This window comes from Paraburkholderia sp. ZP32-5, assembly GCF_021390495.1.
In the GTDB taxonomy this organism is placed as follows: Bacteria; Pseudomonadota; Gammaproteobacteria; order Burkholderiales; family Burkholderiaceae; genus Paraburkholderia.
In genome coordinates this window covers 1,727,782-1,747,386 of the sequence record NZ_JAJEJP010000001.1, presented here as the reverse complement: position 1 = coordinate 1,747,386, position 19,605 = coordinate 1,727,782, and the positions used below count along the sequence as shown (strand labels likewise).

The 19,605-nt window shown below is 64.3% G+C and carries 16 protein-coding genes; 3 read left to right on the top strand and 13 right to left on the bottom strand.

Annotation, left to right across the window (positions count from 1 at the left end; translation table 11 throughout):
- The first annotated feature begins 66 nt into the window (after positions 1-66).
- On the top strand, positions 67-981 hold the full coding sequence (locus tag L0U82_RS07370) for a LysR family transcriptional regulator (protein ID WP_233829496.1): 915 nt from the start codon (positions 67-69) through the stop codon (positions 979-981).
- 71 nt (positions 982-1,052) lie between these two features.
- On the opposite strand, the gene L0U82_RS07365 is transcribed toward L0U82_RS07370, so the two are convergent.
- From L0U82_RS07365 to L0U82_RS07335, 7 genes are all read right to left on the bottom strand, one after another.
- On the bottom strand, positions 1,053-2,432 hold the full coding sequence (locus L0U82_RS07365; RefSeq protein WP_233829494.1) for a glutamate decarboxylase: 1,380 nt from the start codon (positions 2,430-2,432) through the stop codon (positions 1,053-1,055).
- A 78-nt stretch (positions 2,433-2,510) separates the two neighbouring features.
- Complete coding sequence (locus tag L0U82_RS07360) at positions 2,511-4,175, bottom strand: bifunctional aspartate transaminase/aspartate 4-decarboxylase (protein WP_233829492.1); 1,665 nt, start codon at positions 4,173-4,175, stop codon at positions 2,511-2,513.
- Between the two features lie 63 nt (positions 4,176-4,238).
- Positions 4,239-5,984: an aspartate-alanine antiporter gene (gene aspT / locus L0U82_RS07355; RefSeq protein WP_233829491.1), complete on the bottom strand. Its 1,746-nt coding sequence runs from the start codon at positions 5,982-5,984 to the stop codon at positions 4,239-4,241.
- Between the two features lie 216 nt (positions 5,985-6,200).
- The gene (locus tag L0U82_RS07350) at positions 6,201-6,617 is read right to left on the bottom strand and encodes an RT0821/Lpp0805 family surface protein (RefSeq protein ID WP_233829490.1); all 417 of its coding nucleotides are present in this window, start codon (positions 6,615-6,617) and stop codon (positions 6,201-6,203) included.
- 41 nt (positions 6,618-6,658) lie between these two features.
- On the bottom strand, positions 6,659-8,446 hold the full coding sequence (locus L0U82_RS07345) for a SulP family inorganic anion transporter (RefSeq protein ID WP_233829489.1): 1,788 nt from the start codon (positions 8,444-8,446) through the stop codon (positions 6,659-6,661).
- A 48-nt stretch (positions 8,447-8,494) separates the two neighbouring features.
- A complete protein-coding gene (locus tag L0U82_RS07340; RefSeq protein ID WP_233829488.1) occupies positions 8,495-9,544 on the bottom strand; it encodes a DUF2950 domain-containing protein in 1,050 nt (349 codons plus the stop codon).
- 9 nt (positions 9,545-9,553) lie between these two features.
- Positions 9,554-11,008 (bottom strand): DUF3300 domain-containing protein, encoded by a 1,455-nt coding sequence (locus L0U82_RS07335; protein WP_233829487.1) that lies wholly within the window; start codon positions 11,006-11,008, stop codon positions 9,554-9,556.
- Between the two features lie 413 nt (positions 11,009-11,421).
- On the opposite strand from L0U82_RS07335, the gene L0U82_RS07330 reads away from it, so the two are divergent.
- Both L0U82_RS07330 and L0U82_RS07325 read left to right on the top strand, forming a co-directional pair.
- Positions 11,422-11,895: a glycine zipper family protein gene (locus tag L0U82_RS07330; RefSeq protein ID WP_233829486.1), complete on the top strand. Its 474-nt coding sequence runs from the start codon at positions 11,422-11,424 to the stop codon at positions 11,893-11,895.
- 68 nt (positions 11,896-11,963) lie between these two features.
- Positions 11,964-12,563, top strand: coding sequence for a hypothetical protein (locus L0U82_RS07325; protein ID WP_233829484.1), 600 nt, complete (start codon positions 11,964-11,966; stop codon positions 12,561-12,563).
- A 113-nt stretch (positions 12,564-12,676) separates the two neighbouring features.
- On the opposite strand, the gene L0U82_RS07320 is transcribed toward L0U82_RS07325, so the two are convergent.
- The 6 genes from L0U82_RS07320 to L0U82_RS07295 form a co-directional block, all read right to left on the bottom strand.
- On the bottom strand, positions 12,677-13,699 hold the full coding sequence (locus L0U82_RS07320; RefSeq protein WP_233829483.1) for a hypothetical protein: 1,023 nt from the start codon (positions 13,697-13,699) through the stop codon (positions 12,677-12,679).
- Between the two features lie 19 nt (positions 13,700-13,718).
- Positions 13,719-13,976, bottom strand: coding sequence for an RNA recognition motif domain-containing protein (locus L0U82_RS07315; protein ID WP_233829482.1), 258 nt, complete (start codon positions 13,974-13,976; stop codon positions 13,719-13,721).
- A gap of 30 nt (positions 13,977-14,006) precedes the next feature.
- On the bottom strand, positions 14,007-14,789 hold the full coding sequence (gene fabI / locus L0U82_RS07310) for an enoyl-ACP reductase FabI (RefSeq protein WP_233829481.1): 783 nt from the start codon (positions 14,787-14,789) through the stop codon (positions 14,007-14,009).
- 139 nt (positions 14,790-14,928) lie between these two features.
- Positions 14,929-16,116, bottom strand: a complete 1,188-nt coding sequence (locus L0U82_RS07305) for an acetate/propionate family kinase (protein ID WP_233829480.1) — start codon at positions 16,114-16,116, stop codon at positions 14,929-14,931.
- 17 nt (positions 16,117-16,133) lie between these two features.
- Positions 16,134-17,072 carry a phosphate acetyltransferase gene (locus tag L0U82_RS07300; protein ID WP_326489743.1) on the bottom strand — a complete coding sequence of 313 codons (939 nt, stop codon included), beginning with the start codon at positions 17,070-17,072 and terminating at the stop codon, positions 16,134-16,136.
- Between the two features lie 48 nt (positions 17,073-17,120).
- Positions 17,121-19,508, bottom strand: coding sequence for a DUF3141 domain-containing protein (locus tag L0U82_RS07295; RefSeq protein WP_233829478.1), 2,388 nt, complete (start codon positions 19,506-19,508; stop codon positions 17,121-17,123).
- Positions 19,509-19,605 lie beyond the last annotated feature (97 nt).

Genomic DNA, 19,605 nt, shown 5'->3' with positions numbered 1-19,605 from the left:
GTTTCAGCTACCCTATAACCTTTGGTTAATTACTCGGCCCGCGCTCGGCCTGTCTTCGGAGAAGGAATGCGTTTCAAGCTGCGGCAAATGGAGGTCTTTCGCGCGGTGATGCTGACCGGCTCGATCAATGCGGCGGCGAAGATGCTGTACGTGTCGCAGCCGGCCGTCAGCAAGCTGGTGTCGCATACGGAAACCACGCTCGGCCTGCGGCTGTTCGAACGCTCGAAGGGCCGGCTGATTCCGACCGCCGAAGCGCAGGCGCTGTTTCGCGAGGTCGACCAGCTCTATCAGTCGGCGTTGCGTGTCGATGAATTCGCGCGCGCGCTCGCGCTCGGACCGGCCAGCCTGTTGCGCGTCGCCTGCAGCCCGTCGCTGGGGCCGGCGATCGTCGCACCGGCGATCGTCGAACTGAAACGGACCATGCCGAAGCTGCAGATCGACTGGCATACGGCGCTGATGTCCGATATGCCGCTCGAAGTGCTGAGCAAGGCGGTGGATGTCGCGGTCACGTCGATGCCGATCGAGCACGAACATCTGGAAGTCGTGCCGTTCATGCGCGGCCGCATGGTGTGCGCGCTACCGGCCGATCATCCGCTGGCGGCGAAGCAGCACATCGCACTCGCCGATCTGAGCAGCGAGCCGATGATTCTTTTCAGACGCGATATTCCGTTCGGTACGGTGATCTTCAGGGCGTGCCAGCACGCCGACGTCGAATTGACGTCCGTGGTCGACGTAACGCGCGCGGATCAGGCGCTCGCACTGGTACAAGGCGGCCTGGGATTGGCTATCGTCGACGAGTTCGCGGCCGGCCAGGCCGATTGTGTAGTGCGGCCGCTCGTCGAGGAACTGGAGATGATTTCGACGTTCGTGTATTCGAAGTTCTCACCACCGCCGCGAGGCGCGGTACTGCTGATGCAGGCTATTTGTCGGCGCGCGGAGCAGTTGGGGCGGCAAGTGGGTAATTTGCGCGGGATCGCGTAGAGGTTCGCGTAGACGTGCACATAGACGTGCGCGCCGATCCGTTCGAACCGGCGCGCCCGCCATTTACCGCCTCAGCATTTAGTCGGCGACGCTTGCCCCGACGCATGCGTATGCAATTCCGGCGGCGCCGCATTACCGCCATGTTTATCGAGGTATTGGCATGCGGTCACGATATCGTTGGCAAGCAGCATCGCGACATTGTGGTTCACGTGCGGCCTCACGACGACTCTGAGGCTATTCACCGTTTCGGCGTTCGGCGGCATTGAATACGCGGACAGCACCCAGCCCTTCTCACGCACCTTATTCGACACGTCGAACTCGTTGAACCTCTTGACCTTGCTATCGAGCGTCACCGCCACCACCGGAATACGCTGCGTTTCGTTCATCATCGTGAAGTAGCCGCTGTCGACCAGCACGCCGCGCAACGCGATCGCATTGTCGAGCGTGTGCTGCATGATGCGCCGATAGCCTTCGAAGCCCTGCCTGAGAAACATGTAGTACTGCACGGCCACCTGAAACGCGTTGCGGCTGAAGTTCAGCGTCGCCGTCGGCATTTCGCCGCCGAGATAATTCACGTAGAAAACCAGCTCTTCGTTGAACACCTTGCGCTCGCGGAAAATAACCCAGCCGAGTCCCGGCGGAACCAGTCCGTATTTGTGCCCAGAAGCGTTGATCGATTGCACGCGCGGCAGCCGGAAATCCCATTTGTAGTCGGGATACAGGAACGGATTGACGAATCCGCCCGACGCGCCGTCGATATGCATCGGAATCGAAATGCCGGTGCGTTTTTCGTAGTCGTCGAGCCAGTCGTGAATGCCCTGGATATCGTCGTCTTCGCCGGTGAAGGTCTGTCCTGCAATCGCGACCACCGCAATCGTGTTCTCGTCGACGAACTTGTCGAGATGCTCGGCTGTCAGCCGGTAGTTGCCGGGACTCAACGGCACGATGCGCGGCTCGACGTCGAAATAGCGAAAGAACTTCTTCCACACGATCTGCACGTTGCCGCCCGTCACCATATTCGGCCGGCTCGAATCTTTGCCCTGCGCCTCGCGCTGTTTGCGCCAGTTCCACTTGTGCGCGAGACCGCCGAGCATGCACGCTTCGGACGAGCCGACCGTGGCGGTGCCGTACGGCTCCACATCCTTCGGACCGTTCCATAGCTGATGCAGCCACTTGACCATGCGTGTTTCCATCGCGAACACCTGCGGGTACATGTCATGGTCGATATAGTTCTTGAAGATATTGCGCTTCGCGGTCTCCGCCGCCTCTGGCTCGGCCCACGTCGTGACGAACGACGACATGTTCAGCATCGGATTCGCGTCGGTCCATTCGGAGCTGATCACAACAGCCGCCGCGGCTTTCGCGGACATCCCGTCTTTCGGAAACTCATTCTCCGGAATCGGATAGTTGAATTCGTCGTACGGCGTAACTTTGTCGATTGGGATCGTCATTTCGCCACTCCTCAACGGCCGGCGCCGTGATGCGAGCACTCGCGCGCCGCATGATCGCCACCGGCCCGGTATCGGGATCTACAGGGTTTTGTCTCTGTCGAGTTTGCTGCCGGTCGCCGCGTTGTAGCGATCCACGTAATCGCTCAGCAGCGCGCGCATCGCCTGACCGATCTTGCGGTAGTCGGACTCGTTCAGATTCGCGAGCGATACGCGCCCGGACGGATGCTGAGTGCCGAAACCACGCCCGGGCAACACCACCACGCGGGCTTCGCGCGCGAGCCTGAAGAGCAGTTCGGACGGCTCGGTATTCTTCAATAGCCAGTCGACGAATTCGCGGCCGTAGGCGCGTTCGCCGAGATATTCCATATCGAGAATCGTGTAGTAGTCGACCTGATTGACGTCGCTGCCGCCGGACGAAATGCCCATGCCCTCGTAGAGCGCGCGTTTGCGATGGCGAATCAGACGCTTCAGCGCATTCTTGTACGCGTCGGGCGTGTCCATCAGCGAAAACAGCGAGAACAACACCATCTGCACTTGCTGCGGCGTCGACAGTCCGGCCGTGTGATTCAGCGCGACGGTACGGCTATCGGCAACCAGGCGGTCGATAAACTTCAGCTTGTCCGGCTCGGTCGTGATCGACTCGTAACGATGATGCAGTTCCTTCTTCACGTCTTTCGGCAACTCGCCGATCAGGCGGTCGAAGATATTGTCGCGATGCGTGCAGATCGTGCCGAGGCGCCAGCCGGTCGCGCCGAAGTACTTCGAATACGAGTACACGAGAATCGTATTCTTCGGTGCCATCGCGAACAGCGACACGAAATCGTCGGCGAAGGTGCCGTACACGTCGTCGGTCAGCAGGATCAGATCGGGACGCTCCTTGACGATGTCGGCGACATAAGCGAGGCTCTCGTCGCTGATGCGCACCGACGGCGGATTGCTCGGATTGACGAGAAAGAATGCCTTGACCGCCGGATCGCGCAGCTTGTCGAGTTCCTTGTTCGAGTACTGCCAGTTTTTTTCGACGTCGGCATTCACGTGCACGACTTTCAACCGGTAGTCGTTTAGCGCCGGAATCTCGATGTACGGTGTGAAGATCGGCATGCCGAGCGCGATCGTGTCGCCGGCCTTGATCAAGTGATTCTGGCGCATCGTGTTGAAGATATAGGTCATTGCGGCGGTGCCGCCTTCAACCGCGAAGATATCGAATTCGCCGATGAACGGATGCTTGCCGATCATCTCGCGACGCAGATACTGTCCGACGATCACTTCGGAGAGCTTCAGCATCCGGTCGGGCACCGGATAGTTCGACGCCAGAATGCCCTCGCACATTTCATACAGAAAATCGGTCGCGGAAAGGCCAAGCTGATCGCGCACGTACGACACCGCGCTCGCCAGAAAGGCAATGCCCGGCACGCCCTTGTTGCCGCGCAAAAACAGTTCGAAGCGCTCGGTCAGCCCCTCGCGTTTCGGGAAGCCGCCGAGCCCTTCCGGCATATACGCGAACGAGCGCTCCGCCTCGCGCATCGCAAACAGCCCCAGTTGCCAGAACCCGTGACGCGGCTCGGTCGCGAGAAAATTCGGATTGCCGCGCCCGGCGTTGAGCATCGCGAGGTTCGCGGCCCGCTCGACCGCACCGCCGCCCGCCGCCTTGATCAGTTCGTCCTTCAGTTCGAACGGACTGAGGGCCGCCAGCTTGGCCGCCTTATCGACATCGCCTTTATCCTGCTTGTCCCGCTTGTTCATCTTTCCTCCTGAACGAAGTTCGCCGGATCGGCGTTACCCGTCGCGTAGCGCCGTCGATATCCGTCAAGCCAGAATCATCACGACCACCATTCCCCAGATCGTCAGCAGCGTATTGCCGACCGCGTAGGTCACCGTATAGCCGAGTCCGGGAATCTGGCTTTTCGCCGCGTCGCAGATCATCCCGAGCGCCGCCGTCGTCGTTCTCGAACCCGCGCAGACGCCGAGCAGAATCGCCGGATGGAAATGGAACACATAGCGCGCGATCAACATCCCGAAGATCAGCGGCAGCGAGGTCGCGACGATGCCCCACAGGAATAGCCCGACACCGAGGTGCTGCAAGCCGGAGACGAAGCCCGGACCCGCGGTCAGACCGATCACCGCGATGAACACGTTCAGGCCGACCGAGTTCATGAACCACACGGTGGGCTCCGGAATGCGGCCAAACGTTGGGTGAATCGCGCGCAGCCAGCCGAACACCAGACCTGCGATCAGTGCGCCGCCGGCGGTCGACAGCGTGATCGGAATACCCGCGACGTTGATCACGATCGCGCCGACCAGCGCGCCGACGGTGATCGCGAGCGCGACGAACGCGACATCCGTCACATTGGTTGCGCGATCCAGTACGCCGAGTACTTTCGCGGCCGCCGTCGTGTCCTGCGTGCGGCCGACGATCGTGATCGTGTCGCCGCGGTGCAGTTTGGTACTCGGCAGGATCGGAATCTGCGTTTCGGTCGGTCCGCGTTTGATCTTTCTGAGAAAGACGCCGCGCGCGAGCGGCATGCCGGCCAGTTCCTGCAAGGTCTTGCCGTCGACGATCTTGCTCGTCACATAGACATCCACGCCTTCGGCCGGCACCGCCAGCAGTTCGGGATCGTCGACCTCCACCACGCGCGCGCGCCGCACCGCGACCGCGCTATCACCGCTGTCATCGCCGTTCGGACCGCTGCCGCCGAGCACCGATACCAACTGGTCGCGCGGGCCCGCGATCGCGACCACGTCGTCGGCCTGCAACGTCATATCGAGCGTGGCCTCGGAAATCGAGCCGCCGCGCCGGATGCGTTCGATAAAAAGCCGGGTATTCGCCGGCTGTAGCGCTTCGACCGCGCTGACCGTTTTGCCGCAAGCCGGAGCATCGGCGAGTATCCGAAACGCGCGCAGTTCGTAGCGATGCCATGCCTGGCCCTCGCCGCCCATTTCCTTGCTGCCGCCGAGCGTCGCTTCGTATTCCTTGCATGCGGCAACCAGATCGATGCGCAGCAGCCGCGGCCCGAGCGTCGCGAGAATCACCGCGGAGCCGATAGTGCCGAAGATGTAGGACACCGCGTACGCGGTCGGCATCGCGTTGAGCAGTTCTTTGGTTTGATCGGCCGGCAGCGCGAGGCGGTTGATCGCGTCCGAGGCGAGCCCCATCGACGCCGAGATGGTCTGCGAGCCGGCGAAGATACCGGCCGCCGAGCCGAGGTCGTAGCCCGCGAGCTTCGCGACCAGCACGACCGCGCCGAGCGACAGCAACGCCTGCACGGCCGCGAATAGCGCCTGCGGCAAGCCGTCTTTCGCAAGACCGCGCACGAACTGCGGGCCGACGCCATAGCCGACTGCGAACAGGAAGATCAGAAAGAACACCGACTTGACGTTCGGCGACACCGTGATGTGCAACTGCCCGATTGCGATAGCCACCAGCAGTGTCGCCGTGACCGCGCCGAGACTGAAACCCTTATAGCTTTTGCCGCCGATCCAATAACCGATCCCGAGCGACAGAAATATCGCGATCTCGGGATACTGCCGTAGCGTTGTGACTAGCCATGCCATCTTAGCCCTCGTCTTCGGTTCGCCCGCCGGCACCGAAGTGCAAGCAGGTGTTCTGTAAACAGATAGCGGCCGCGATTTTGTTATCGGCGTGATGAGTTACAGCGGAGTTACCAGCTTGCCAGGCGGCGGTCTGCCGATCCGAATCGATCTCTCCCCTTGAATACAATGATTCGTCGCACGGGACAAAACAATACGACCTTGGTCTCACACATCGGCTCATTGCCGCAGGATCTTCCACAGGCCGTTGCCGGTTTTGCACGCGGTCGGCGTCCAGGTCTGCGTCTGGCCTTTCGCGTTCGCGACGAGCGTCACCTGACGGCAGGTCTGCCCGCCTTCTTTCGTCACATCGCGCGGCGTCACGGTGCCGCCGATCTGCACCGGATTGCCGGTGCCCGCATTGCTCCACTGGAATGTTTCGCCATCCTTGCCGGTTTCGAGCGCCTTCTGGGCCGCCGCGTTAAGCGCCTGACGATCGGCATCGCGCATATAGGTGATGGGCGTGTTGTTCAGAAAATTCAGGTTGGTCGCGTAACTCGACGCCGCGCCGGCCGCAAGCGCGAGACCGGCGAAACACGGGGACAACACACGTAAAACACGCAACACACGTCGCGCTGGATGGAGTTCGAATGACATGGATCTTTCCTCGTGATATCGGATGGGGTTCATATCGTTGGCTACATAGCGGGGCGCGGCGCGATCCGCGCGTCGCCGGCACCATCATCGGCCGCGCCACCTGCCTGTGCCTGGAATTCGTCGACGACGTCCGCCACCGAAGCAAGGCGGCCGATGTGGCCGACACGATCCTCGAGACCCGCGGCGCGCAGCATGTCGCGCACCTCCGCATGCGCGCCGACGACTTTCATCGCGGTGCCGGATGCGCACAGCGCTTCATGCAGGGCTGCGAGCATGCGCGCGCCCGCGAGGTCGACGAACGGCGCCGCGGACAGATCGCAGATCACGAGCCCGATCGGCTCCGCCGCGATACCGATCCTGTGCCGGATCGTCTCGCGCACGTGTTCGACGTTGAAGTAAAGCAGTGACGACTCGATACGCACGATCAGCACGTGCGGCACGGCCTCGTTCTCGACATGACGTTCGAGATCCGAGAAAGAACGCGTGCCGGGGATACGTCCGAGCACCGCCACATGCGGATGCGCGGCGCGCCGCACGATCAGCAGCATCGAGACCAGCACCGCGACGATCACGCCCTTCAGGATGCCCAGCAGCAGCACCGCCGCGAACGCAACCATCGAGATCGCGAATTCGAAGCGGCTCACGCGCCAGACACGCCGCAACTCGGCGATGTCGACGAGCCCCTTCACGGCCACCAGCACGATCGCGGCGAGCACGACGTTCGGCAGATTCGCGAGCAGCCCGGACAGGAACATCAGACACAGCCCGATCGCGATCGATGCGAACACGAGCGCCAAAGCGCTCTTCGCGCCGGCCTTGTCGTTCACCGACGATTGCGACAGCCCACCCGCGACCGGATAGGCCTGAAACAGCCCGGCCGCGAGATTGGCCGCGCCTAAACCGAGCAGTTCCTGACGGGCGTCGATCTCGTAGCCGTTGGCCTGCGCGAGCGCACGCGCGGCCGACACGCTTTCCACGTACGCGAGCAGCAAACACGCGAACGCAAGCGGCACAATGCCGTCGACATCGCTTAGCCGCAACCCCGGCAAGCGGAATTCGGGCAGCCCTCGCGGCAACGCGCCGACCAGCGTAAAACCGCGGCTGGCGAGCGGCGTAACCGACAACACGACGATCGCCGCCGCCACGACCGCGAGCGCAACCGGCCGCCCCGGCAGCCATTTCTCACCGGCGAGCAGCAACGCAATGCAAACGAGGCCGAACGCAAGCACCGTCAGGTTGGTCAGCGGAAGTTGCTGCCACAGCACGACGATGCGCGCGAAGAACGCTTCGCCGCCGCCTTTCACGCCGAACAGTTTGGGCAGTTGCGTCAACGCGATCGTCAGCGCCGCGCCGGCCTTGAAGCCGAGCAGGATCGTCTCGCTGATGAAATTGACCAGTGAACTGAGCCGCAGCAGCCATGCAAACGCGCACATGATCGCGATCAGCACCGCCGTCAACGCGACGATCGACAGCCAGCGCGCCGGATCGCCGTCCGCCATCCCGGCGACCGTCACGCCGACGAGCATCGAGATCGCCGAGGTCGGGCCAATCGCGAGCTGGCGCGACGAGCCGAATAGCGCGTAAGCGAGTCCGCCGGACAGATAGCCGTACACGCCGTATTGCGGCGGCAAACCAGCGAGCGATGCATACGCAAGGGACACCGGAATACCGTACGCGGCGAGCGTCACGCCGGCCACCGCGTCTTTCGCGAGCCAGCGCGGCTCGTAGGTGCGCAGCCAGCGCGCCGGGGGAAAAGGAATGCGCGAGCCGCGCGCATTCGTGGAAGAAGCGGCCGTCGCCGGATCGGTAACGCCGGATTTGTTGCTCAACGTAACGCCTCCGCTGGCCTTCGATAGTGCGAACGCTCGGAACGGTTGCTAGAACGGATCCTTGACGCGCTGCCAACTGCTGTCCGGATCGAACTCCGTGATCGGCGGTGCATGCTCGCCACGGTTCTTCTGATAGATCACGCCATTGTTGCTGACGACGAAAGTCATCACACCGCTCGTGCCGTATTGGGCCGGATAGGCCACCATCGCGAAGCCGGCCAGCATGTGTCCGTTGATCACATAGCTAAACGCGCCGCCCGGCGCATGCTTGCCCTGCTTCGTCAGGATTCTGAAGTGATAGCCGCGATACGGATCGCCGGCTGCGTGGCCCTTCAGATAGACGGAGCTGGCGGCGACCAGCGGCCCGAACGGACTCTCCTCTTCGTCGCTGTTTTCGTTCGTGTGCCAATAGAGACCATCGTGCCTGCCCGGCGTGCTGGCCAGCTTCTGCGCGTATTCGAGCAGCCCGTCGTGATTGCGCGGCCGCGACGCATAGTCGCGCTGCGCGCCGAGATACGCTTGCAGCACCTCGATGGCCGCGCGTTCGTTCGCGCCGATACGGCGATTCACCAGTTCATCTTCACCGAGTTCGGTCGCGAAACGCCAGCTGCCGTTTTCCTTGACGATAGGCACCGGCATCGGCCACGCCTCGTCGCCGACCAGCAGAATCCGCCGGTTGGGGCCGGCGTCGTCGAGCGCGTGAAAGGCCGTCAGTTCGGCGCTTGCCTTGGACCAGTTCGCTTCGTTTTCAGCGTGGTCCGGCGACACGATCACGCTCTTGTGCGATTCACCGAAGATCGCAACGAGCGCCGCTTCGTCGTCGTTTTTCAGCGCGTCGGACAACGCGGCAACCGCGTCTTCCGGTGTCGCGAACGTGCGTTGATCGGCGGCAAGCGCGCCGGGCGGAAATATCAACGCGATGCCTAATGCGATGGTCAGCGTGGCGAGCCGTGCGTACAGCCCGCGCAGCCCCAACAATCCGCACGATTCGACGCGACCTGGCCGTGAGCCCATGCGAACGCGCACGCCGGCAACTGTGCCAGTCACGCCGCCCACCAAGCTGCCCATCAAGCTGTCGATGATGCTGTGCTCCGTCATCGCCGCCCCCTATCGCCGTCCGCCGCCACGGCCGCCGCCGCGCGAAAAGCCGCCGCCACCGCCGCCACGACCGGCACCACCGCCAAATCCGCCACCGGCCTGCCCGCCGGCGCGCGCGCCACCGCCATGCGATTCGGAGAACGACTGACGGCTCGCCGCGCCTCGCGCGCTGTTCGCCTGGGTGTCGCGTGCGGAACCATAGCCGCTGAATGCATTGCCGCCGCCGGGTGTTTGCGATGCACGCGGCCCCTGCTCGCGCGTGCTGGCCGATGGATTGCGCGGGTTCGTCTGCGGCCGTCCGCCGGCCGCGCCCGCGCCACCTGCGCCACCCGCACCGCCTGCACCACCCGCTCCACCCGCACCGCGATTGGCAAGCCCACCGCCGGCATTCCCGGCACCGGCTCCCGCGTTACCGCCACCCAAATTGCCGCTGCCGCGCGCGGGCGGATCACCAACCCGCTGCGTGCGCGCCGAGCGATCCGCGACACCGCTAACCTGGCCCGGCTTCTTGTCCGGGGTCCATGCGGACGTCCCGCCGCCCTGGCCGCGACCGCCGCCGCGGTTGACGTCGCCCGTATTGATATTGCCGCGCTCGACGTTCCTGTCGCCCCTGTTGACGGTTCTGTCGCCGCGATCGATGTTCGTTTCGCGGTTGATATTGATGTTGTTATTGCCACCGCCGCCGTAGTGCGTTTCGTAATGGCCGCCGTTCCACGCGGCGGTAATCGCCGCGCCCCAGATCAGCCCCGTCGCGAGCGCGGCGCCGGGCGGGTACGGATAGTAGTAAGCCGGATAAGGCGCCGGATAATAGCCGTAGCTCACCGGCGCACTGGCGACGACCACCGTCTGCGGGTTGTACTGCGGCACGTAGATCACCTGCGGATCGGCCGGCTGGATCTTGATCACTTCTTTCTCGACGACCACGACCTGCTTGTCGTCGGATTTCAGATGGCCCGCCGATTGCGTTTGCCGACGGAAGCGCTGGATCGCTTCGAGCACCGCGCCCTGATCGGCGACGACGGCCTCGCCGAGACTCGTGGTCCAGTCGAGATCGGTGCTCATCTTCTTGACGACGTCGGGGTAGTTCAGCAGCGCTTTTACCGGATCGTGCCAGGCGTCGTTGAGCTTCAGCGACTTGTTAGTCTTTCTCTGATCGAGAAAGCGATCGGCCTGGACGATTTCGATCGGATAAGTGGCACCTGGCAAGATGATCGCGATCAGGTCGTCCGGATAGAGCGCAATCGGCCCGACCAGCCGGTCCAGATCCGCGGCCGACATCGGCGCGGGCGCGGCGGCGGCATTCGCCGCGGGTGCCTGCGCGAAGCTCGACGCGCTGAACAACACCGCGCAGCAGCCGAGCAACGCAGCCCCCAATACACGGGCCGCGACCGGGGCCGCCTTGCGATCCCGAACCGCTATCGTGTGCCGGCATCCGCCGGGCGCCACGACTGACATCGCGGACATGGCAAGCAGGCTTCCGGGTTCAGAAGCACGTATCGCGCGCTCCATCGCTGCATCCCCTCACGCTGTTCCGCCGCCGCGGGTTGCCCTCTTCGATCGATGGCGATGCGCGGCAATGGAAACGACACATGGACTTTTGCATATCCCATTGAATCAACGAACCATCCTGTCGCAAATACGACCTTGGTCCGATTGCGAGCGCGCGTCGCAAAGCGCGATGATGAACGCGAACCTGCCATTGCGGCGCGCACCGTTTTGCGCTGTGTAGCGCCCGTAGAGAATGCCGACGACGGCTGCCAGTTCCGCTCCGCTACGCGCGGAAACAGTGGAAAGCAGCGGGAAGCAGCGGAAAGCAGTGAACACAAAAACAGGCAGTGGCGGCCTGCACTCGCGTCGACTCACGATAAGGAGCTGTCGTGAATACCTTGACGAAATACTGCATTGTCACGGCGCTCGCGGCGTCGCTGTCGCTCGACGGCCTCGCGCAATCGCGGCCGATCGCCTACCCGGCCCGCGGACAAAGCCCGCAGAAACAGCAGCAGGACGAAGGCGCGTGCTACGCGTGGGCGAAGAGCAATACCGGCATCGATCCGACCGCGGTGGCCAACGCGCCGCCGCCACCGTCGGGGCCCGCGGTGGGCGGCGGCGAACGCGTTCAGGGCGCCGCGCGCGGCGCGGCCGGCGGCGCGGTCATCGGCGCGATCGCCGGTGACGCGGGCAAGGGCGCGGCGATCGGCGCGGCGACCGGCACGATGGTCGGCGGCTCGCGCGCGCGGCAAAATCGGCGCGCAGCCGCGGCATCGAGTCAGGCACAAACGCAGGGCGCGATGGACACCTTCAATCGCGCGTTCGGCGCGTGCATGGAAGGACGCGGCTATACGATCAGATGAGCCTGCGCAGCGCCTTTAATGCGCGCATCACGCGGCAACGGCCCGCGCATGCATTCGAGGAGAGCAACATGACCCAGGGCAAACGCATCATCGCGGCCGCGCTCGTGTGTCTTGCGACCACCGGCATTGCACAGACCGCGCCGGATGGCACGCCGCAAGTGACGACTCGCAGCGAACCCGGCAAGGTCGTCGTGACGGGCACGATCAAAACCGTGTCGACGATCGTCGGTATCGAGCCCAGCACGCGCACCGTGTGGCTGAAGAATCCGAAGGGCAAGGTCGTGCAGGTCGTGGTCGGCGAGGAAGCGCGCAACTTCGGGCAGTTGCGAGTCGGCGACGTGGTCTCGGCCGAATATTCGCAGGCACTGACCGTCAACCTGAAGAAAACCAACGCGCCGCTGACGGCCAACGAAACCGAATCGGTCGAGCGTGCGGCGCCGGGCACGAAACCGGGCGGCTCCGCATCGCGCGAAGTGACGGTGATCGCCAACGTCACCGCCGTCAATCCGCACACTGGCGAGATCACGCTGAAAGGCCCGCAAGGCAATTCGGTCGACCTGATCGTGAAGGATCCCGAGCAGCTCAAGCGGATCAAAAAAGGCGATCAGATGCAGGTTGTCTACACCGAAGCGGTGGCGATTTCGGTGGAGCCTCAAGCCAGCAAGTAGTCCACGAATAGCGGGGCCGCCGCGCGCGTCACGCGGCCCTTGCGTCACTGCGCGGCAGGTGCGGCGGCGCACGCCCCGTCGCCTCTCACGCACCGCACACGTCGCGTCGCGCGTCAGATCACCAGCCCCCGCGCGCGCGTATGCACGTCGGTCGCGGGCAGCAGGTTGCCGCGCCTGAAACGCACCGGCGAAAACGCGCGCATGCCCGTCACATTTGCCGGCAGATGGGCCATGCGTAACTCGATTTCCTGCGCGGGCCGCGACTCACCGTGTTTAACGACCACGTTCATCGCGTCGAGCAGATAGGTCTTTTTCAGCACGTAGAAATACGAATCCGGCGCGCCCAGCACTCCACAGATCACCTCCAGGTGCCGCTCCAGCGCATCGGTTTTCAGTGGCAACTGCGCGAGCGCCTGATCGCTTTCGTCGATCTGCGCGCGCAAGCGTGCGACCTCGGCGTAATTCGACGCCGCATCGCTGCCGACCAGCGAACGCACGCCGGCCCCCTGCCGTTCGAGAATTTGCAGGCGCGTCTTCAGCACCGCCCGCTCATGCTCCAGTGACTCGTAACGCCGCGCGTCCGCCTCGATTTTGCCGAGTCCTTCGAGCACCAGTTGATCGATGATGCGCAACACGATTTCGTCCCGCAGCGCTTGCTCCGACAGACCGCACACGCGCACCTGATGATCGCTGAAGCTGACGGTGGTCTGCGCGACGTCGGTGCGCGCCGCGTCGCCGTGTTGCGCGACGCCGAACACCTGCCGCTCGTCGATCGCCATGCCGAGCACCGCGAACAGTTCGTCCGCTAGCGGATGCTCATCGAAGCAGGCGCGCAACGCATGCGAGCGGCTGAGCGCCGCGCACACGTCGTCGGGCGCGGCGAAAAACGCATGGATATACGGATCGCTCGCCCACGCGGCGGCGCTGGCTTCGCGTGCGGGCGGCACGTCGTCGACGAGCCGGTGCACGTAGCTCGACGCCTGCCGCACGGCCGCGGTCAGGCGCGACTCGTAATCGCGCGCGAGCCGCAATTGCGGACTGAGCGCGACGACGCGCTCGACGAGCGCGTGGATCTGCGCCGCATCGCCCTCGTCAGGCGTGCTTCGTCTCGTCAGCCATCGCGACAGAATGCCCATGCTCCGCTCCGTTCGCGCGTCAATCTTCGCTGCGTTCGGGAATCAGCAGCGCGGTGATCGTGCGGTTCTTCCAGTACAGATTGTGGATGCGCGACTGCAGCGTGCGCAGACTGTCCGGGCTCACGTCGTCGAACACGACGAGTGCGGCCGGGCGCGACCCGGAACCGGGGATCCGGCGCATCGAACTGTAGCGAGGGAAGCCGTACCGTACCAGGAACTCGCCGATCTCCTCGTCCGTTACGTCTTCCTCCACGTTGCCAAGCAGCAGTTCAGCCATGATGGTTGCTCCCTGAGAGTGACGCCAAGCCTATGCAACGATGTTCAAACCGCCGTCGATATACAACGTGGACCCGGACACCCGTCGCGCGTACGGCGTCGCGAGAAACGCGCAGGTATAGCCGACGTCCATGATGTCGACCAGCTCGCCGAGCGGCGCGCGCTCCACCGCCTCGTTGAGCAGCAGGTCGAAATCCCTGAGCCCGGAGGCCGCGCGGGTTTTCAGCGGCCCGGGGGAAATCGCGTGCACGCGGATGTCGCGCGGCCCCAGCTCGAACGCCAGATAGCGCGCGCAGGCTTCGAGCGCGGCCTTCACGGGGCCCATTACGCTGTAGTTCGGCACGACCTTGTTCGCGCCGTAGTAGCTCATCGTCAGCATCGTGCCGCCGTCTTTCATCAGCGGCGCGGCGAGACGCGCCATCCGCACGAACGAGTGGCAGGAAATGTCCATCGCGCTCAGAAAGCCTTCGCGCGACGAGCGCAGCAGCTCGCCGCGCAGGTCCGCTTTCGGTGCCCAGGCGACCGCGTGCACGAGAATATCCAGACGTCCCCAGCGCGCGTCGATCTGCTCGAAAAGCGCTTCGAGCTGCTGTTCGTCGGTCACATCGAACGGCATGAAAATCTCCGCATCGAGTGCTTGCGCGAGCGGCTCGACGTAAGGCTTCGTCTTCTCGTTCGCATAGGTGAGCGCGACCTGCGCGCCGAGTTCATGAAACGCCTTCGCGCAGCCATAGGCAATCGAATTCTCGTTGGCGATACCGGTGATCAGAGCCTTCGCTCCTTGCAGGATCAAACGCGGTTGCTCGATCGGCATGGTGAAACTCCTCGATGGAAAACCTGTGGTGAACACGGTTCGCGCATGGGTGCGGCGGTGTGTTGGCGGGTGATGCCGTCATACGCGGCACGGCACGGCACAACACAACTCGCAACGCACAACGGCACGCCAGCGCGCCTCATCCCCCGGCGCTGCCGACGAGTTCCCTCGTATGGCGCGCGATCATCAGTTCCTCGTTAGTTGGAATGACCCACACCGGCAGCCGGCTCGACGCCCGGCTGATCAGCGGGCCGCCGGCGCGGTTGGCCGCGTCGTCGAGTTCCGCGCCGAGCCATCCCGCGTCGCGCACGATGCGCTCGCGAATCGCCACCGCGCGCTCGCCGATACCGGCGGTCAGCACGAGCGCATCGAGACCTTGCATGGCCGCCGCGAGACTGCCGATTTCGCGCGCGATGCGGTACGTGTACACGTCGATCGCGAAAGCCGCGCGCGCGTCGGTGCTGTCGAGCAACTCGCGCATATCGCCGGAGATGCCCGACAGGCCCAGCAAACCCGACTCCTTGTAGATCACGTCGGCGATCGCGCGCGAATCCATCTTCAGTTCGTCGAGCAGGTACAGAATCACGCCGGGGTCGAGACTGCCGCAACGCGTGCCCATCGGCAGTCCTTCGACCGCGGTGAACCCCATCGTGCTCGCGACGCTTTTGCCGGCGACCATCGCGCACAGGCTCGCGCCATTGCCGAGATGCGCGACGACGGTGCGCCCCGCCGCCGCGGCCGGCGCGATCTGCGGCAACACGCTCGCGATGTATTCGTACGACAGCCCGTGAAAGCCGTAGCGTTGCACGCCATGCTCGCGGATCGACGCGGGCAATGCGTAGGTCTTCGCGACTTCGGTCTGGGTCATATGAAACATCGTGTCGAAGCACGCGACCTGGACCACCTCGGGACGCAATTGCGCGATGATGCGGATCGGCCTCAGGTTGTGCGGCTGATGTAGCGGCGCCAGTGGCGTCAGGCGTTCGAGTTCGTGGAGCACCTCGACGCTCGCGCGAATCGCCCGCGAAAACCGCTGGCCGCCATGCACGACACGATGCCCAACCGCGATCAGCCGATGCCCGCCGCCGTGGTCCTGCAGAAAATCCGCCAGATACTCGATCGCGCCGAGATGGCCCAGTTCGTGGCCGGCGCCCCACTCGAACGACTTCGTATCGCCATGCCGGTCCGTCGCGCTGAAACGCGGGTTCGTATGAATCCCTTCGATCTGGCCGCGCAAAATCAAATCCAGTCGTGCCGCCTGCGCGTCGAACGCGCTGAATTTCAGACTGGACGAACCCGCATTCAGCACCAGAATCACATCGGCCATTTTCGTCTGCTCCAGCGTCACCCGACCACCTTGCCGCCCTCGCGCCGCGCCTTCGCCACCAGCGCGGCGACCGCGCACGACGCGAGCCGCGTCACGATCGAATCCGCGCGGCTCGTCAGGATGATCGGCACGCGCGCGCCGAGCACGATGCCGGCCGCGTCCGCGCCGGCCAGAAAGGACAGGCTCTTGGCGAGCATATTGCCGGCTTCGAGGTCGGGCACCATCAGCACGTTCGCGCGGCCCGCGACCTTCGAATCGATCTGCTTGATGCGCATCGCTTCCATGTCGATCGCGTTGTCGAGCGCGAGCGGCCCGTCGACCAGCGCGCCGGTGATCTGTCCGCGATCGACCATCTTGCACAGCGCCGCCGCTTCCACCGTCGACGGAATCTTCGGGTTGACGGATTCGGTCGCGGACAGAATCGCCACCCGCACCTCGTCGAACTGCAGCGCGTGGCCGAGATCGATCGCGTTCTGCAGGATGTCGACCTTTTCCTCCAGCGTCGGCGCGATGTTGATCGCGGCGTCGGTGATGATCAACGCCTCTTCGCGCTCGGGCACGTCCATCACGAAGCAGTGACTGATACGCCGTGCGCTGCGCAAGCCGGTATCGCGCCGGATCACCTCGGCCATCAGCTCGTCGGTATGCAGGCTGCCTTTCATCAACGCTTCAGCCCTGCCCTCGCGCACCAGTTGCACCGCGGTTGCCGCGGCCGCGTGGCTGTGCGGTGCATCGACGAGCGGCAAGCCGGCAATGTCGATCGCGTGTTCGGCGGCAACGGCTTCGATCCGCGCGCGCGGCCCGACGATCAGCGGCGCGATCAGGCCCATGCGCGCGGCCTCGACGGTGCCCACGAGCGAACTGCGGTCGCACGGATGCGCGACCGCGGTCGGCAACGCGGGCAAGCTTTGACAGTAGGTAATCAGGCGCTGATATTTCGCATGTCGTTCCATCAGCCTCTTCCTTGTGGGTCGGTGGTGTGGCGCGCGGCGCTCAGGTGCCGCTCATGAGCGCCGGTCGGCGGGCACGCGTGCGGCACGCTTATGGACCCCGTGATCTGCGCGGGCAGCACGGCCGACTTGCGGCGCCAGCACCGCGCGAATGCGCTCGAACGCCGCGCGCTGATTATCGTCGGGCGCGGAATCCAGCACGCGCTCGTCGACCATCAGCTTGTCGAGCAGTTCAAGAAAGCGCGCGCGGTCCTCATCGCTCGCAAGCAGCGCAGGCAGTGTCTCGATCGCCCGCTCCGGTTCGTAACTGACGATGATTTCCTGCTCGCCGCGAATCCGCCGCCAATGATCGGTGCCGATCTCCGGCAGGTAGTCCGCGTACCGCTCAGCGAGTTCCTTGCGCATCTCCAGCCGCGCGAGCGGCAACGACACACCCTTGCGCGACAGCAGGAACGCGGCGCGCGCGAGCGCTTCCGTGTAGCCGCCTGAATCGATGGCCTGCAGCGCCGCGCGCACGAACGGCGACTGGCGGGGATCCGTCGCGGCGGACTGCGTGGGTGCGCCGTCAACGGCAGGGCCGCCGACGAACGTCGAGTACAGATTCGCGTACACGCCGAAAAAGCCCGCTTCGGTCGCCGCATCGCGCATCGCGCGGTAGTAATCGAACGACGCGCTGAGCATCTCCGCACCCGAGTGTTCGAGCTTGCTCCACGGGTTATCCGCGCCAACGCGTTGGCGATCCTCGCGGACCGCCTGCGCGGCGGCCGGCAGCCAGCCGAGCCACGGATTCAGCGCGGAAAACGCCCAGCGCTGCCAGCGCAGCGGATGAAACTGACGCAGCAGGCGCGCGCTCGTCTCGCTCGACATCGCCTGCACGAACGGTTGCAACGTCGACTCATAGACCCGCTGATTGAATTCGGACACCGCGGCGACCGCCTCGAACGGCTTTTCGTCGACGCGTCCGAAGCGGTTCAGCCGAGCGGCGATGTCCTCCAGCCGCTTTTCGCTGAATTCGACTTCGTAACGGGTTTCGCCGGCTTCGCTTGTGACCTCGTTGATAGTCATGCCGTACAGGCCCGGCGGAAAAGTTTCGATTGTCTCGAGCACCGAAACGATCTGCGTATGCTCCTTTTTCGCGACCCGTCCGGACACGAAAATGCCCAGATGTCCGATGTTTTGATGCATGAGGCCGACGATCACCTGGCCGCGCGATTTGATTTCCTCGGTGCTGCCGTACAGGTCGGCGACCCAGTTGAACGCCTGTTGCGGCGGCGTGATGTTGTCGCCCATCGACGCGAACAGGATGATCGGCGAGCGGATTTCGCGCAGATCGAAGCCGCCGCCCGCGCTGTTGCTGACCTCGCCCGACCACAGCTTGTTGCCGATGAACAGATTGCGCGTGATCCATTCGATCTCGTCGCGATTCATCAGGTAGTAGCTGCCCCACCAGCGCTCGAATTCGAGAAAGCGCGGCGGTTCGGTATCGATGTTCGAGAACAGGTGGTAGTACTTGTCCCACCACGTGTTCGCCGGGTTCAGCTGTTCGAAGTTCTGCACCAGGTGTGCGCCATCGAACTTGCCGTTGCCGAGATCGGCCGCGTACGACGCGAGCCACGTGCCGCCGAGCATGCCGCCCGAGTAGCGCATCGGGTTGTCGCCCTCGCCTTCGCTCCACGCGGCGCTCCAGTACGACATCGGCGCACCGTTGATGACGATCGGGCCGGTTTCGCCGGGATCGGAACTCGCGAGCATCATCGCGGCCCAGCCGCCCTGGCAGTTGCCGATCAGCGCCGGCTTCGGACTATCCGGATGCAGCGCGCGCACCTTGCTGACGAACCGCTGCTCGGCATCGCAAACGTCGAGCAGGGTCTGACCGGGTTCGGGATTGCGAAAGAACACGACGAAATAGACCGGATAGCCGGCGCGCAGCGCGACGCCCGCCTGCGAGTCGTCCTTGAAGCCGCCGATGCCGGGGCCGTGGCCCGCGCGCGGATCGATGATCAGATAGGGGCGCTTGCGCACATCGACGCTCACTCCTTCGAGCGGGCGCAGTTGCAGCAGCGCGTAGTTGACCGGCCGCTCGAAGGTACGGCCGTCGAGCACCATGTCGTAGTCGAAATGCAGCACCGGCGGCGGCTCGTCGATGTTGCGCTCGACGAATTCGTTGCCGCGTCGATACAGCGTGTCCCAGAACAGCACTGAACGCTGCGCGGTGTCCAGCGCGTATTGCCACGCGCGCACCGGATCGAATGCCGCGGCGACGGTGTCCGCGATGGCGCTCGGCGCGGTGTTCGAATTCGCACCGTCGGCATGCTCGCGGCCCAGCGCCGTGTTGATCCGCTGGTTCAGATGTTCATTGGCGATCTGTGTGCGCTTTTGCAGAACGCGGGAGATTTTCGTCGCGATGTCCTGGTTGCGGGACAGCAGCGTTGGCGCATCCATGGGCGGCTCCTGACAAAAAACGGCGTCATGCCGCGAGGGCGCCCGCCTACCTCGCCGCAAGACCCGCGCGATCCGGTTTCGGGCTCATCGTGTCGCG

Coding starts and splice junctions, on each gene's coding strand:
- fabI (WP_233829481.1), bottom strand. CDS start 14,789: ATGCCGATCGAGCAACCGCGTTTGATCCTGCAAGGAGCGAAGGCTCTG.
- L0U82_RS07335 (WP_233829487.1), bottom strand. CDS start 11,008: ATGTCCGCGATGTCAGTCGTGGCGCCCGGCGGATGCCGGCACACGATA.
- L0U82_RS07295 (WP_233829478.1), bottom strand. CDS start 19,508: ATGGATGCGCCAACGCTGCTGTCCCGCAACCAGGACATCGCGACGAAA.
- L0U82_RS07340 (WP_233829488.1), bottom strand. CDS start 9,544: ATGACGGAGCACAGCATCATCGACAGCTTGATGGGCAGCTTGGTGGGC.
- L0U82_RS07360 (WP_233829492.1), bottom strand. CDS start 4,175: ATGAACAAGCGGGACAAGCAGGATAAAGGCGATGTCGATAAGGCGGCC.
- aspT (WP_233829491.1), bottom strand. CDS start 5,984: ATGGCATGGCTAGTCACAACGCTACGGCAGTATCCCGAGATCGCGATA.
- L0U82_RS07315 (WP_233829482.1), bottom strand. CDS start 13,976: ATGGCTGAACTGCTGCTTGGCAACGTGGAGGAAGACGTAACGGACGAG.
- L0U82_RS07365 (WP_233829494.1), bottom strand. CDS start 2,432: ATGACGATCCCAATCGACAAAGTTACGCCGTACGACGAATTCAACTAT.
- L0U82_RS07350 (WP_233829490.1), bottom strand. CDS start 6,617: ATGTCATTCGAACTCCATCCAGCGCGACGTGTGTTGCGTGTTTTACGT.
- L0U82_RS07370 (WP_233829496.1), top strand. CDS start 67: ATGCGTTTCAAGCTGCGGCAAATGGAGGTCTTTCGCGCGGTGATGCTG.
- L0U82_RS07320 (WP_233829483.1), bottom strand. CDS start 13,699: ATGGGCATTCTGTCGCGATGGCTGACGAGACGAAGCACGCCTGACGAG.
- L0U82_RS07325 (WP_233829484.1), top strand. CDS start 11,964: ATGACCCAGGGCAAACGCATCATCGCGGCCGCGCTCGTGTGTCTTGCG.
- L0U82_RS07305 (WP_233829480.1), bottom strand. CDS start 16,116: ATGGCCGATGTGATTCTGGTGCTGAATGCGGGTTCGTCCAGTCTGAAA.